The organism is Sinorhizobium fredii USDA 205 (assembly GCF_001461695.1).
In the GTDB taxonomy this organism is placed as follows: Bacteria; Pseudomonadota; Alphaproteobacteria; order Rhizobiales; family Rhizobiaceae; genus Sinorhizobium; species Sinorhizobium fredii.
The window spans coordinates 43,339-56,980 of record NZ_AUTC01000128.1; the positions used below are offsets into that span (position 1 = coordinate 43,339).

The following is a 13,642-nucleotide window of genomic DNA, read 5'->3' on the forward strand; positions in this document are numbered from 1 at the left end:
CTGCCTGCGATTCGTTTTGCCGGTCAGACCCTTGGGGCGGCGGCCCGCTCGAGGCGGTCGACGATCGCTTCGCCGAGGCCTTCGTTTGGAACCGGGCCGAAGGCGATGGTCGCAGCGCCGCTCGCGTCCGCCTTTTTCATATAGTCGAAAAGATTGGCGGCCGCTTCCCTGAGATTGCCGCTGGGGCTGAGGTCGAGCACGATCGCCGCCGCGCTTTCGCCAGGCAGGGCCTTGCCGCCGAAGCGGATCAGCGCCTCACCCTTGCGGACGTCCTTGGCATTGAGCCGAACCGCAGCACCGGGTGCATAGTGCGAGGCGAGCATGCCGGGCGCTTCGATCGTCGGGCCCGCCGCTTCCAGCCGTTCGACCGGGCGGCCGGTGAGCGCCTCGATCTCCGCCACGTCAAGGCCGCCCGGTCGAAGCAGCCGGAGTATGCCGGTTTCGACCTTGATGATCGTCGACTCGAGGCCGATTTCGGCTGGGCCCGCATCGAGGATCAGCCTCAGCTTCGCGCCGAGGTCCGCTTCCACATGCGCCGCGCTGGTCGGACTGATCTTGCCCGACGTATTGGCGCTCGGGGCCGCCAGCGGCCGCCCGAAATGTGAAATCACCCGGCGGGAGAAGCCCTCCGGCATGCGGATCCCCAGCGTCTCGAGGCCGGCAGAGGCAAGGGCATGCACGGTGCTTTCACGCCGCTCAGGCAGGATCAGCGTCAGAGGTCCGGGCCAGAAGGCCTCCGCGAGCCGCCGGGAGATCGGGTCGAATATCACATGCGCTTCCGCCATTGCCATGTCCGAGACATGGCAGATCAGCGGGTTGAAGCGCGGCCGGCCCTTCATCTCGTAGATGCGGGTGATCGCATCGGCATTGGTCGCATCCGCCGCAAGCCCGTAGACGGTTTCCGTCGGGATGGCGACAGGCTCGCCTTCGGAGAGCACGGCGCAAGCCCTCTCGATCGCTCGGTCCGGTTCGATGCGCGTGTCGATGATTTCGGCCATGGCGGTCCTGAACCTTTCCGTCGTTCCTTAACGGAGGACGCGGGAAAACAGAACGATTTTCTTGGCTCTGCCGGCCGTCAGAGGCTGCGAATGATCCGCCGCAGGGCCTCGTCGCGTGCGCCGAGCATCAGGACGTTCTTGAGCGCCACCTTCGGGTCCTGCGTCCGGAAGATCAGACCGTTGCCGCGAACGTTGCGATTGATGGCCATTTGCCCGCCTTCGGCGTTAGGCTCGATGGCAACGGCGAAATACATGCGTGAATAGCTTGGCTGTACCCGCTCGAAGAAATGCGTCTCGTCCCCGAGGTCGGAGAAGAAGTTGGCGAAATAGAATGCCCAGGCGATTTCGCGCGATTGATTGAGGGTGGTCCTCGCGGCGGTCACATGGCAATAACCGAGATGGGGGCTGTCGGCGAGCGTCCGGTGGAAGATCAACTTCGGAAACTGGATGGAGGCGTGAAAGCCGTTGATCCGCTTATGGGTCGTCTCTCCGGCCGCCTGTAACTTCCGTCCCGTTTTCTCGGCCACCTCTTCATGGCTCATGTAGCGGCGCTGTTCGGGCAACCACGGCCGGCGCCGGTCGATTCGGCCGGTGCGCAGGAACTCCGTATGGCCCGCCGCTTTCGGCGTCGGCGCCTGCGTTTTGCCCGAGGCGTCGTAATATCTGAGCTTTGCCATCGATCCCTGAGTCACTCACCAGCCATGCGGATTGATCCGTCAGCGAACGCTAAATCACTATGGTTAACAGACTATTTCGGCGTCTCGCTGGTCGCTTCGCATTGCTTTGTGTCGCAAAACGGCCAGCCGCCTTCGCGGCAGGGACGGCGCTTCTCAGAAAATTCAGCACCTCGCATGAAGCCGTCTATCATATTGTTTATTCTATAAAATATTATATATGCCTCAACGTCATCGCGCGAAAATTTCTGTCGTCTTTCCAAAATGGAATGTCGCACATCGGCAGTTGCCGAGCCGAACTCCCCGCCTAGATTGGGATCGTCAAGGTGCCGCCCCAGGCAGGGACGGAGAATTGGGGAATCGCTGAAATCCGGGCTGCCACGCAACGGTGGAGAGCCCGGAAACCAGCCTTGAAGCGAAAACGAACGCAACTGGTTGCGGCGGGCAGCCGGATCGGAACCATGGCGCACGGCATGCGCGGTTTCTGTCCGTCCTCTCCGAAACAGGGCTAACGAGGATATGGGCATGGACATTCAGGACGATATGCTGCGCAAGCTGAAGACCCGTCGCGAGGGCTACAGTCTCGATCGGGCTTTCTATGTCGACCCGGACTATTACCGCCAGGACCTGGAGCATATCTGGTACAAGGACTGGCTCTTCGTCGGCCACGACTGCGAAATCCCACGGCCCGGCAACTACTTCACGCTGCAGATCGGCGACTACCCGGTCGTCATCGTGCGCGATCGGCAAGGGGCGGTCCGGGCGCTGCACAATTCCTGTCGCCACCGCGGCTCGCGCGTTTGCACGCAGCACAAAGGCTCCTCGGCCAAGCTCGTCTGTCCCTATCACCAGTGGACCTACGAACTCGACGGCCGGCTGCTATTTGCCCGGCAGATGCCGGACGGCTTCGATCCTTCCGAGCACAGCCTGAAGCCGGTGCATTGCGAGACCGTCGGCGGCTATATCTTCATCAGCCTCGCCGACGAGGCGATGGATTTCCAGCCGTTCCGCGACACGGTCGCCGGCTATCTTGCGCCGCACCGGCTCGGCGAAACCAAGGTCGCCTACGAGAGCAAGATCGTCGAGAAGGGCAACTGGAAGCTCGTCTGGGAGAACAATCGCGAGTGCTACCATTGCGCCGCCAACCATCCGGAACTCTGCCGGACCTATCCGGAGGCGCCGACCGTGACCGGCGTCCAGGGCGCCATGGACGATCCGGAAATCGGCGCCCATTGGGAAAGGTGTGAGGCGGCAGGGCTGCCAAGCGCCTTCAAGATCGGGCCGACCGGCCAGTTCCGCATGACCAGAATGCCGCTCATCAACGGAGCCGAAAGCTATACGATGTCCGGCGAGAAGGCCGTGCGCAGACAGCTTTCCGCCGGCGTCGGCGCGAACGGCATCGGCACGCTGCTTCTCTTCCACTATCCGACGACCTGGAATCACATCCTCGGCGACCACGCGATCACCTTCCGCGTCCTGCCGCTCGGGCCGGAACTGACTGAGGTCACGACCAAGTGGCTCGTCAACAAGGATGCGGTCGAGGGCGTCGACTACACGCTCGAGGATCTGACGCACGTCTGGACCGAGACCAACGACCAGGACCGCCAGATCGTCGAGGAAAACGCCTTCGGCATCCGTTCGCCGGCCTATCAGCCTGGGCCCTATTCGGCCGAGCACGAGGGTGGGGTGATGCAGTTCGTCGACTGGTATTCGCGCTTCATGCTGGATCGCCTGCAGGGTGGCGCCGTTCCTCTGTCGCGGGTGGCATGACGATGGAAATGGCACGCTCGTTTCACCACTTCGACGAACTGCAACCCTGGAAAGATCGCCAGTTCCTGCTCGAATGCACCTCCGTGGTCGCGGAGACCGCGGAGGTGATGACCTTCACCTTCCGTTCCGGCAGGCCGGCCTGGTTCCGCTATCTGCCCGGGCAGTTCGTGACGCTCGAACTCCCGGTCGGCGAAGAACCGGTCATGCGCACCTATACGCTGTCGTCGACGCCGTCGCGCCCGCTCTCGGTGGCGGTCACGGTGAAGGCGCAGTCGAATAGCATCGGCACGCGCTGGATGTTCGACAATCTGAGGCCGGGCATGACGCTGAAGGCGCTGGGGCCGCTCGGCGATTTCAGCTTCGTTCGACATCCGGGCGAAAAATACCTGTTCATCTCGGCGGGTTCCGGCATCACCCCGATGATGTCGATGACCCGCTGGATGGCCGATTGCGCGCCGGCAACGGATGTTACCTTCATCTCCTGCGCCCGCCAGCCCGAAGACCTGCTGTTCAAGTTGGAGCTCGAGATCCTCGCCCGGCAGATGCCGCGCCTCAATCTCGGCTTCCTGGTGGAAGGGCACGAAGCCCGTCACGGTTGGCACGGCCTGCGCGGCCGTATCGATGCGACGAAGCTGCCACTGCTCGCACCGGATTTTCTCGACCGGACGGTCTTCTGTTGCGGCCCGGAGCCCTTCATGCGGGGGGTCCGGGACATGCTGAAAGGGGCCGGCTTCGACATGGCCCGCTACCACCAGGAAAGCTTCCAGCCGGCGGCCGCCCCGGCGGCAGAGGAACTCGCCATTCGCGCTGGACCGACGGCGGGCGCCGGAGCCGAGGCGGCACGGGTGACTTTCACCATGAGCGGCAAGGAAGTGTCGGCCGTCCCCGGCCAGACGATCCTGCAGACGGCGCGTGCCAACGGCGTCAGGATTGGTGCCGCCTGCGAGGGCGGCATCTGCGGCACCTGCCGCGTTTTGAAGATCGCCGGCGATGTCGCGATGAACCACAATGGCGGCATTCTCGATGACGAGATCGACGAGGGCTATATCCTTGCTTGCTGCTCGCGGCCCCTGGGCGACGTTCAGATCGAGGCGTGAGCGAATTTATATCGGAGCGGGGGGCCGCCGGCTCGCTTCAGCGGCGCTCGGGCTGGTTGGGCAGGTGCGCCTCGGCCGCCTTCACGCTGATCGCCCCGGTGACCGTTCCGTCGACGCCGGTGCCCGATCCGCTGTCGGCCTCGGCCCGGCTGATGAGCAGGGGCTTCGCAAGCGGGACGGAGACGGCTGCGCTCGCTGCCGGCGCTCTGCCCAGCTTGGCGGAGGCGATGGCGGTGACGATCGGCGGCTTTTCCGGGAGGAGCGCGCCATGCGCCCAGACCTTCCTCAACTCCGAAACGGTCATTGCCGCGACATTGACGTCGATGTCGTTGAGCGTGCCCGGCACGCGATAGGGGCAGCGTTTCTTTCCGCAATTATGTGACGACGAGAATTGCCACAGTGCATAGCGGTCCCAATTCCCCATCGGGAAGACGTCGCGAATTTCGGGCTTGTAGCGGGCATACCAGAGCGGCAGACGGGAAAGCAGCCGGTGCTGGTGGCGGTTGGCGGCGATCTGTTTCGCAGTGATGTGGTTGGTGTAGAGGATGGGGTAGCGCCCGGTGCGGGCCTTGATGTGGCCGGCAAAGATCGCGGCGTCCTCGAGCGACATGTAGTTCTCGGGATCGATGCCCTCGATGTCGAGGACCATCAATTCGTCGTCGCGCGGGTCCGCGTAGTCGAGGAAGTGATTGGCCTGATCGACAGGATTGCCGGGTCGCGCCAGGTGATAGGCGCCCCACATCAGGCCCTGGGAGCGGGCGATCATCCGACGCGTCTGATAGAGTTCCCGGCTGACCGCATATTTGCGCCACATCGTCTTGCAGTGGGCGACCGTGTCTCCGCCATGATCGCCCGTGCAGGTGTAGCTTTCCGGAAGGCCGTCGGAGGCCTTCGCGATGAACCCGGCGATGCGCTTGTCCTTCAGCATCGCTTCCCAATCGATGCTGTTCAACTCGTAGGCGTCGACGATGATCGCGTTCTGCCGTTGCTTCCACGGCTCGACGTCCGCGGCGCGTGCGTCCGCCGCCGCAAAGGTCAGGCCTACAAGGGCCGCCAGGCGCAAGATCATCCCCGAGATCGAGATTCCCCGCTTTTCCATTCTCTGAGATTGCCGACTTAGCGTTAAAGGGTCGTAAATCTCAGCCCCTCAGCCAATCTGCGCGAGAGCGCCGCGCCTGTACACTGACTCTTGGCGGTAAAGTGCCGCCGGACTCGGCTCTGGATTGCAATGCGAAATCCGGCGGGTTGGTCGTGCCCGTCTAAAGGATGCCGACTCGTTTGAGGATGAGCCATGCCAGTCCCATGGAGGCGGCGATGATCAGGCCTGCATAAAGCGTGCCGCCGCCGTCGGCGAAGGGCAGAGCACCCGTATTCATGCCGAAGAATCCGGTGACGAGCGTCGGCGGCAGCAGGAAGGCGGTCATCAGCGACAGGATGTAGAGATGACGATTGGTCTCGGAGGAAATCTTGCTGTCGATCTCCTCGTGCAACAGCCTGGCGCGCTCCTGAAGTGCAAACACGTCGCGGTCGACCGTCTCCAGCCGATCCGAAAGCCGCTCGGTCGCGTCGATGAAGCCCGGCGGTACCTCGTCCTCATCCGAGGCGCCGGCGCGCCGCAGCAAGGCGAGCACCGTTCGCAGATGCCGATGCAGCCGCACCACGGTTCGGCGCAAGGGCGCCAGCCCCGGCTGCTGCCGGTGTCCCGCTTCGCCATAGACCCGGTCCTCGATGACGTTCAGTTCCTCCGTCAATTCGAGCACCAGGGTGATCAGCGTTCGCTGGAACTCGACGACCAGCATTTCGAAGAGATCGATCGGCCGGCCGCATTTGGTGCTTTTCTCGACCGCCGCCTTGACGCGGTCGATGCTTCTCAGCGGATGCAGGCGGGTGGTGATGATCATTCGGTCGCTGACGGCGAAATGCAGCCAGCCGATCGTCTTGGTCATCGTGTCGAAGGTTCGCTCGAAATCGACAAGCGTGCCATAGACGACGTCCTCGGCAACGGTGATCGCCGCCTGGGTGTCATGGCTGGTCAGAGTTGCGATCGCCGCCGGCGGAAGATTGCCGATGCGCTCGATCAGCGCCGGCGTGCGCGCATCGCTCAGCGCCAGATGCAGCCAGACCCAGCCCTCGCCGGCCTGCAGGCTGTCGACAGGCGAATCGGTCGCGATGCGCAGGCAACGGCTCTCTCCGGGCAGGAACCGGTAGGCTCAGACGAGACCGGGTATCTCGGGAGAAATCAGGTTCATTGGAGCGCCGTGAACAGGGCCATGCGAATGGCTTCTATTCGCTCGTGATGACAGTTTTGTTACAGTCTGCCGCCGCTGCGGCGGGCAGAGAATTGACGTTGACGTTTACGTAAAAACAAATAGGGTGCGGCGTATGAAGGGCCGAAGAGCCTGCGCCTGCGGCCGCAAAGGGAGGAGCTCGATGTACAAGGCACCGGTGGACGAGATCGCATTCACCTTGAAGCACGTGGCCGGCATGGCCGAGGCCGTGAACACGGGCACCTTCGGCGAACTCAGCGAGGATCTCGTCGATGCGATCCTGTCGGAAGCCGGTCGTTTTGCGACCGAAGAGGTGGCGCCGCTCGGCGAGGTCGGCGACCGGCAGGGCTCGCGGCTCGTCGATGGCGCGGTCAAGACACCGGAGGGCTGGCGCGACCTCTACCATAGCTGGATTCAAGGCGGCTGGAACGGATTGACGGCGCCGGAAGCCTTCGGCGGCCAGGACCTGCCGCACATGCTGCATGTCGCCGCCATGGAGATGTGGAACAGCGGCTCCATGGCCTTCGCGCTGGGTCCGACGCTGACGATGGGCGCGATCGAGGCGGTCGAGAAGCATGGCTCCGATACCTTGAAGGCGACCTTCCTGTCGAAGATGGTCTCCGGCGAGTGGATGGGGACGATGAACCTGACCGAGCCGCATGCCGGCTCCGATCTGGGCGTGCTCAAGACCCGTGCCGAGCGCCGCGCCGACGGCACCTACCGCATCTTCGGCCAGAAGATCTTCATCACCTGGGGCGAGCACGACTTCACCGACAACATCGTCCACCTTGTTCTGGCGCGCTTGCCGGATGCGCCAGCCGGCACGAAGGGCATCTCGCTCTTTCTCGTGCCGAAGTTCCTCGTCAATGCGGACGGTTCGCTCGGCGCCCGCAACGATCTCTTCTGCCATTCGCTCGAGCACAAGCTCGGCATTCATGGGTCGCCGACCTGCACGATGATCTACGGCGACGGCAGGTTCGGCGATGAGAAGGGCGCGATCGGCTATCTGGTCGGCGAGGAGAACCGCGGGCTAGCCTGCATGTTCACGATGATGAACAACGCCCGTCTGGCCGTAGGCATGCAGGGCGTGGCAATCGCCGAGGCCGCGACCCAGAAGGCAATCGCCTATGCCAGGGAACGCACCCAGGGACGGGCGCCAGGCTGGAACGGCGCGGGCATGAGCCCGATCATCGAGCATCCGGATGTCGCCCGCACGCTGCTGACGATGAAGGCGCTTACCCAAGGCTCGCGCGCCATTGCCTATGCTTGCGCGCACGCCGTCGACATGGCGCATGCGAGCCAAGGCGAAGAGGCTCGCCACTGGCAGGAGCGCTCGAGCCTGCTGACGCCGATCGCCAAGTCCTTCGCCACCGATGCCGGCGTCGACGTTGCCTCCATGGGCATTCAGGTGCATGGCGGCATGGGCTTCATCGAGGAAACCGGCGCGGCTCGCTATCTGCGCGACGCCCGCATCGCGCCGATCTACGAAGGCACCAACGGCATCCAGGCGATCGACCTCGTCACCCGCAAGCTGCCGCTGTCCGACGGGGGCCAGGTGCACGGCTTCATCGGCGAGCTGCGTGAAGTCGCCCAAGCCGTTGCGGTTTCGAACAGGCAGGGGTTCGGCGAGACCGCAGCGCGCCTCGAGGCTTCGATCACCGATCTTGTCGAGGCGACCGAATGGCTGCTTGCAGCGCTTGCCGCCGGCAGGTTGGCCGAAGCACTCGCCGGTGCGACCGCCTATCAACGCCTCTTCGGCCTGGCGCTGACCGGCGTCTATCTCGCCAAGGGCGGCCTGGCCGACGCCGGGGACGGGAAGCAGGAGGCGCGCATCGCGCTCTGCCGCTTTGCTGCGGAAAACCTGCTCGCCGAAACGGCGGCGCTTAAGGATCGGGTCGTCACCGGGGCGGAGAGCCTCGCCGCTGCCCGGGGCATTCTCGACTAGAGCGGGATGACTCAAGCAAAATAGGAAACCCCCATGACCGATCATGTGCTCGTCGAACGTCCGGAGACCTATCCCGGCGTACAGGTGATCCGCTTCAACCGGCCGGATAAGAAGAACGCCATCACCCGCGAGATGTACGCGAAGATGACCAATGCGCTGACCGTCGCCGGCTCGGACGCGGCGATCCGCGCCACGGCATTCCTCGGAACGGAAGGTTGCTTTTCGGCCGGCAACGACATGAACGACTTCCTCGCCTTCGCCATGGGCGGGAGCATGGGCCGCGAGGTTCTCGACTTCCTTCGCGCCTTGGCGAGCGCAACGAAGCCGGTCGTTTCCGGAGTCGACGGCTTGGCGATTGGTATCGGCACGACGATCCATCTCCACTGCGACCTGACGGTCGCCTCGGCGCGGTCGGTGTTCAAGACGCCCTTCGTCGATCTGGCGCTCGTTCCGGAAGCGGCTTCGAGCCTGCTCGCACCGCGCCTCATGGGCCATCAGCGGGCCTTCGCGCTGCTTGCCGCCGGCGAGCCGCTCGAAGCGGCCGAGGCCCTTCAGGCCGGGTTGATCTGGAAGATCGTCGGCGAGAATGCTGTCGAGGAGGAAACGCTGTCTGTTGCGGGGCGCCTCGCGAAGAAGCCGTCCGAGGCGCTGCGTATCGCCCGTGATCTCATCCGCGGCGAGCGAAATGACGTCCTTGCTCGGATCGACAAGGAGGCCGAGCACTTTGCGGCGCAGCTGAAGAGCGCCGAGGCGCGGGCCGCCTTCGAGGCCTTCATGCGTCGGTGATGGCGTCCGGCTGCCGCGGCATCCCGGACCGCATCTGACGATCGGCGCTTGCCGGCCCTTCTCACCTCTCCAGCGTCGCGACCGCTTCGACATGCGCCGACCAGAGAAACTGATCGATGGGTGTCACCGATGTGATGCGATAGCCGGCGGCAACGAGGATCGACAGGTCCCTCGCAAGCGTCACCGGGTTGCAGGAGACGGCGGCGATTTTCTTCACGCCGGAGCGGGCGAGCTCGTGACATTGCGCTTCGGCGCCGGCGCGCGGCGGGTCGAAGACGACCGCGTCGAAGATCTTCAGCTCCTGCGCCATCATCGGCCGTCGGAAAAGATCGCGCTTCTCGATCGTCACCGGCTTCAAGCCCTGCGTGGTGCGCGCCGCGAAATCGAGCGCCTTCAAGGCCTTTTCCTCGCCCTCGACCGCATGAACCCGCGCGGTTCGGGCGATCCTCAGCGCGAATGTGCCGATACCGGCGAAGAGATCGGCCACGCGCTTCGCCTTGCCGACGTGGCCGAGCACGAGCTTGGCCATCGCCTCCTCCGCCGGCCGCGTCGCCTGCGTGAAGGCGCCGGGCGGCGGCGACACCGATACGCCGCCGAAGTCGGTCAATGGCTTGACGGGCTCGATGATGATCTCGCCATTCAGGCTGACGCGGGCAATGCCTTGCTCGCCGAGGACGGCCTCGACGGTCGAACGTCGTTGCCGGTCGTTGAGCTTGATGTCCTCGAAGGCGAGGTCGAGCCCTGAATCGGTCTCGAGCACGGTGATGCGGAACGGTTCGGCGCCCGACGCCATCGCCGCCGCGATCTTGCGGATGGTCGCGAGCCGCGAGACGATGCCCGGGCTCGTGATCGGACATTCGCCGATCGCCACGATATGGTGGCTCTGTGCCTGATTGAAGCCAAGCAGCAATTCCTTTTCCGTCCGCCGGGCGGTGAACACGGCGCGCCGGCGCTCGCCGGGCCGCGCGATGACGAGTGGCGCCACCTCCGGGGTCATGCCCTTTGCCTTCAAGGCATCGATGAGCAGATTGCGCTTGAAGGCGTGATAGAGCGGGTCGGAGGCGTGCTGCAAAGTGCAGCCGCCGCAGGTGCCGTTGACGCCGTCTGGACCGAAATGACGGCAGCTCGGTTCGATGCGCTCCGGCGAAGCCTCCTTCAACGAGATCAGCGTGCCATGCGCCTTGTTGACGGCGAGCGCGACGGTTTCGCCGGGCAGGGTGAACGGTGCATAGATCGGACCAGCTTCGCCCTGGGTAATGCCGTCGCCCTGAGCGCCGAGACGGTTGATGGTGACGATCTCGGTGCTCATGGCTTCAGCCCCGCAAGGAGATATTCCTTGTTGCCGTCGCCGCCGGCAATGGGCGAGGAGACGAGGCCAAGGCTGCGCCAGCCCATCTCCTCCACCAGCCAGCGCTCGAGTTCGGCCGCCACGACGGGGGCGCTCTCCGGATCCTTGAGGAGCCCGGCCTTGCTGACCGCATCGCGCCCGGCCTCGAACTGCGGTTTGACGAGCAGGATGCAGCGCGCGCCGGGCTCGGCGAGAGACAGCGCCGGGGGCAGTGCCAGCTTGAGTGAGATGAAGGAAACGTCGGAGACGATGAAGGTGATGGTCCGGTTGCCGATATCGTCTGCCGTCATCGCCCGGGCATTCAGCCCTTCGATATTCGTGACCCGCGGGTCTTCCGCGATGCGCGGATGCATCTGCCCGTGCCCGACGTCGACCGCGACGACATGCGCGGCACCACGCTTCAGGAGCACCTCGGTGAAGCCCCCTGTCGAGGCGCCGACGTCGAGGCAAGCCTGACCTGCCGGATCGAATCCGAAATGGTCGAGCGCGGCAACGAGCTTCAGGGCGGCGCGGGAGACATAGGCCTGCGCCGGATCGTCGATGGTGATCGCTGCGTTTTCCGCAAAGGCGGTGGCGGGCTTGGTCACAGTGCGCCCGTCGACCATGACGGTGCCGCGCTGGATCGCGTCGCGGGCGCGGGCGCGGCTGGCCACCAGACCCTTGTTCAGCAGCAATTGGTCGAGGCGGATCGTGGAGTGCTTGTTATCGGACATGGGCCGTCATCGCCCGTCGGGCGGCACATTGCAAGGGAGTTCGGCAAGATCTGCCTAGCTGGCCGCCCCGAGACCGACGGCGTGCTTCTGGCCGAGCGCCTTGAAAACGGTCGAGACGATGCCGGCGCGGTCGAGGCCCGCCGCGGCGTACATGGATTCGGGCTTTGCCTGCTCCATCCAGATGTCCGGCAAGACCATCGGCCGGACCTTGAGGCCTCCATCGAGCAGGCCCTCCTCCGCCAGGAAGTGCAGCACGTGGCTGGCGAAGCCGCCGATGGCGCCTTCCTCGATCGTGACCAGCACCTCGTGATGGCGGGCAAGCTGGCGGATCAGCTCATGATCGAGCGGCTTGGCGAAGCGTGCATCGGCAACCGTCGTCGAAAGGCCGGCGGCATCCAGGTCCTCGGCCGCCAGCAGACAGTCCGCGAGGCGCGTCCCGAACGAAAGCAACGCTACCTTCGTGCCTTGCTTGACGATTCGCCCCTTGCCGATCGGAAGGATCTCGCCGCGTTCAGGGAGCTCGACGCCGACGCCTTCGCCGCGCGGGTAGCGGAATGAGATCGGTCCGTCGTCATAGGCCGCGGCCGTGCGCACCATATGCTTCAATTCCGCCTCGTCGGCGGCCGCCATCACCACGAAGCCGGGGAGCGAGGCGAGATAGGTCGTGTCGAAGGAGCCGGCATGGGTCGGTCCGTCGGCGCCGACGAAGCCGGCGCGGTCGATGGGGAAACGCACTGGCAGGCCCTGGATCGCCACGTCGTGCACCACTTGGTCATAGGCGCGCTGCAGGAAGGTCGAGTACAGCGCCGCGAACGGCTTGTACCCTTCCGCCGCAAGTCCGGCGGCGAAGGTCACGGCATGCTGCTCGGCGATGCCGACGTCGAAACAGCGCGATGGATGCACGGCCGCGAACCGGTCGAGGCCGGTGCCCGACGGCATGGCGGCGGTGATCGCGACGATCTTGTCGTCGAGGCTCGCCTCCTGCACGAGCGCATCGGCGAAGACGGACGTATAGGCCGGCGCATTCGGCTTGGCCTTCGCCTGGGCGCCGGTGATCACGTCGAACTTGTTGACGCCGTGATATTTGTCGGCTGCCGCCTCTGCCGGCGGATAGCCTTTGCCCTTCTGCGTCACCACATGGATCAGCACCGGTCCGCGGCGATTGTCGCGGACGTTGCGCAACACCGGTAGCAGGTGATCGAAGGAGTGACCGTCGATCGGACCGATATGGTAGAAGCCCATCTCCTCGAACAGCGTGCCGCCGGTGACGTAGCCGCGCGCATGTTCGACGGCGCGGGTGATCGCCCGGTCGACCGTCTTGCCGAGATAGGCGGTCAGCTTCTTGCCGACCTCGCGGATGCCCATATAGGTCCGCCCGGAGGCAAGTCGCGCCAGATAGGCGCTCATCGCACCGGTCGGCGGGGCGATCGACATGTCGTTGTCGTTGAGGATGACGATGAGACGCGCGTCGAGCGCGCCGGCATTGTTGAGCGCCTCATAGGCCATGCCGGCCGACAGCGCGCCGTCGCCGATAACGGCAATGACGTTGCGGCTCTTGCCGTCGAGATCCGCGGCGACCGCCATGCCGAGACCGGCGGAAATCGAGGTCGAGGAATGCGCCGCGCCGAAGGGATCGTATTCGCTTTCGGCGCGCCGGGTGAAGCCGGACAGGCCGCCTTCCTGGCGCAGCGTGCGGATGCGATCGCGCCGCCCGGTCAGGATCTTGTGTGGATAGCACTGGTGGCCGACGTCGAAGATCAGCCGGTCATGCGGCGTGTCGAAGACCTTGTGGATGGCGATCGTCAGTTCGACGACGCCGAGGCCGGCGCCGAGATGGCCGCCGGTGCGCGACACCGCATCGATCATCTCCGCACGCAATTCGCTTGCCAGCTGCGGCAGGTCCCTGTCGTCGATCCTCTTGAGATCGTCGGGGACGTCGACCTTGTCGAGCAACGGCGTCGCCGGCATCGGATTGGTTGGCAGTTGTGTCACGCTGCGTGCCTCGTGCGCGCCGAAGGGGCGGCGCGCGGATTGTTGATGATTT

At 64.8% G+C, this 13,642-nt stretch carries 11 protein-coding genes and 1 riboswitch; of the genes, 4 read left to right on the forward strand and 7 right to left on the reverse strand.

All coding sequences use genetic code 11. The features are described from left to right. Nucleotides 1–23 precede the first annotated feature (23 nt). Entirely contained in the window at nt 24–998 is a 975-nt protein-coding gene (locus N181_RS12945; RefSeq protein WP_037392674.1) for an L-threonylcarbamoyladenylate synthase, read from the reverse strand. 77 nt (nt 999–1,075) lie between these two features. Beyond that, nucleotides 1,076–1,675: a DUF6656 family protein gene (locus N181_RS12950; protein ID WP_037392673.1), complete on the reverse strand. Its 600-nt coding sequence runs from the start codon at nt 1,673–1,675 to the stop codon at nt 1,076–1,078. Between the two features lie 304 nt (nt 1,676–1,979). Then, a riboswitch (cobalamin riboswitch) is annotated at nt 1,980–2,099 on the forward strand. 98 nt (nt 2,100–2,197) lie between these two features. On the opposite strand from N181_RS12950, the gene N181_RS12955 reads away from it, so the two are divergent. Together N181_RS12955 and N181_RS12960 are read left to right on the forward strand one after the other, a co-directional pair. Next, nucleotides 2,198–3,442: an aromatic ring-hydroxylating oxygenase subunit alpha gene (locus tag N181_RS12955; protein WP_037392671.1), complete on the forward strand. Its 1,245-nt coding sequence runs from the start codon at nt 2,198–2,200 to the stop codon at nt 3,440–3,442. Continuing rightward, on the forward strand, nt 3,439–4,539 hold the full coding sequence (locus tag N181_RS12960) for an FAD-binding oxidoreductase (RefSeq protein WP_060563419.1): 1,101 nt from the start codon (nt 3,439–3,441) through the stop codon (nt 4,537–4,539). The genes N181_RS12955 and N181_RS12960 overlap by 4 nt, the downstream gene beginning before the upstream one ends. Nucleotides 4,540–4,576: 37 nt before the next feature. Here N181_RS12960 and N181_RS12965 read toward each other — a convergent pair whose 3' ends face one another. Further along, nucleotides 4,577–5,638: a glycoside hydrolase family 25 protein gene (locus N181_RS12965; RefSeq protein WP_037392669.1), complete on the reverse strand. Its 1,062-nt coding sequence runs from the start codon at nt 5,636–5,638 to the stop codon at nt 4,577–4,579. A 160-nt stretch (nt 5,639–5,798) separates the two neighbouring features. Beyond that, complete coding sequence (locus tag N181_RS12970) at nt 5,799–6,737, reverse strand: transporter (RefSeq protein ID WP_234885968.1); 939 nt, start codon at nt 6,735–6,737, stop codon at nt 5,799–5,801. Nucleotides 6,738–6,969: 232 nt separating this feature from the next. Here N181_RS12970 and N181_RS12975 point away from each other — a divergent pair, with 232 nt between their 5' ends. Both N181_RS12975 and N181_RS12980 read left to right on the forward strand, forming a co-directional pair. Beyond that, on the forward strand, nt 6,970–8,751 hold the full coding sequence (locus N181_RS12975) for an acyl-CoA dehydrogenase family protein (RefSeq protein ID WP_037392664.1): 1,782 nt from the start codon (nt 6,970–6,972) through the stop codon (nt 8,749–8,751). Nucleotides 8,752–8,784: 33 nt separating this feature from the next. Continuing rightward, a complete protein-coding gene (locus tag N181_RS12980; protein WP_014327567.1) occupies nt 8,785–9,537 on the forward strand; it encodes a crotonase/enoyl-CoA hydratase family protein in 753 nt (250 codons plus the stop codon). 61 nt (nt 9,538–9,598) lie between these two features. Here the strand turns inward: N181_RS12980 and N181_RS12985 are convergent, their stop codons facing one another. From N181_RS12985 to dxs, 3 genes are read right to left on the reverse strand one after another with little or no spacing between them, the layout of a single operon-like run. Then, nucleotides 9,599–10,846 (reverse strand): class I SAM-dependent RNA methyltransferase, encoded by a 1,248-nt coding sequence (locus N181_RS12985; RefSeq protein WP_014327568.1) that lies wholly within the window; start codon nt 10,844–10,846, stop codon nt 9,599–9,601. Further along, on the reverse strand, nt 10,843–11,598 hold the full coding sequence (locus N181_RS12990) for a TlyA family RNA methyltransferase (protein ID WP_014327569.1): 756 nt from the start codon (nt 11,596–11,598) through the stop codon (nt 10,843–10,845). Before N181_RS12990 ends, N181_RS12985 begins: the two co-directional genes overlap by 4 nt. Before the next feature lie 54 nt (nt 11,599–11,652). After that, a complete protein-coding gene (dxs, locus tag N181_RS12995) occupies nt 11,653–13,566 on the reverse strand; it encodes a 1-deoxy-D-xylulose-5-phosphate synthase (protein WP_037392662.1) in 1,914 nt (637 codons plus the stop codon). Nucleotides 13,567–13,642 lie beyond the last annotated feature (76 nt).

Excerpts from the sequence above, each read along its gene's own strand:
- N181_RS12945 (WP_037392674.1), bottom strand. The coding sequence starts at position 998 with ATGGCCGAAATCATCGACACGCGCATCGAACCGGACCGAGCGATCGAG.
- N181_RS12950 (WP_037392673.1), bottom strand. The coding sequence starts at position 1,675 with ATGGCAAAGCTCAGATATTACGACGCCTCGGGCAAAACGCAGGCGCCG.
- N181_RS12955 (WP_037392671.1), top strand. The coding sequence starts at position 2,198 with ATGGACATTCAGGACGATATGCTGCGCAAGCTGAAGACCCGTCGCGAG.
- N181_RS12960 (WP_060563419.1), top strand. The coding sequence starts at position 3,439 with ATGACGATGGAAATGGCACGCTCGTTTCACCACTTCGACGAACTGCAA.
- N181_RS12965 (WP_037392669.1), bottom strand. The coding sequence starts at position 5,638 with ATGGAAAAGCGGGGAATCTCGATCTCGGGGATGATCTTGCGCCTGGCG.
- N181_RS12975 (WP_037392664.1), top strand. The coding sequence starts at position 6,970 with ATGTACAAGGCACCGGTGGACGAGATCGCATTCACCTTGAAGCACGTG.
- N181_RS12980 (WP_014327567.1), top strand. The coding sequence starts at position 8,785 with ATGACCGATCATGTGCTCGTCGAACGTCCGGAGACCTATCCCGGCGTA.
- N181_RS12985 (WP_014327568.1), bottom strand. The coding sequence starts at position 10,846 with ATGAGCACCGAGATCGTCACCATCAACCGTCTCGGCGCTCAGGGCGAC.
- N181_RS12990 (WP_014327569.1), bottom strand. The coding sequence starts at position 11,598 with ATGTCCGATAACAAGCACTCCACGATCCGCCTCGACCAATTGCTGCTG.
- dxs (WP_037392662.1), bottom strand. The coding sequence starts at position 13,566 with ATGCCGGCGACGCCGTTGCTCGACAAGGTCGACGTCCCCGACGATCTC.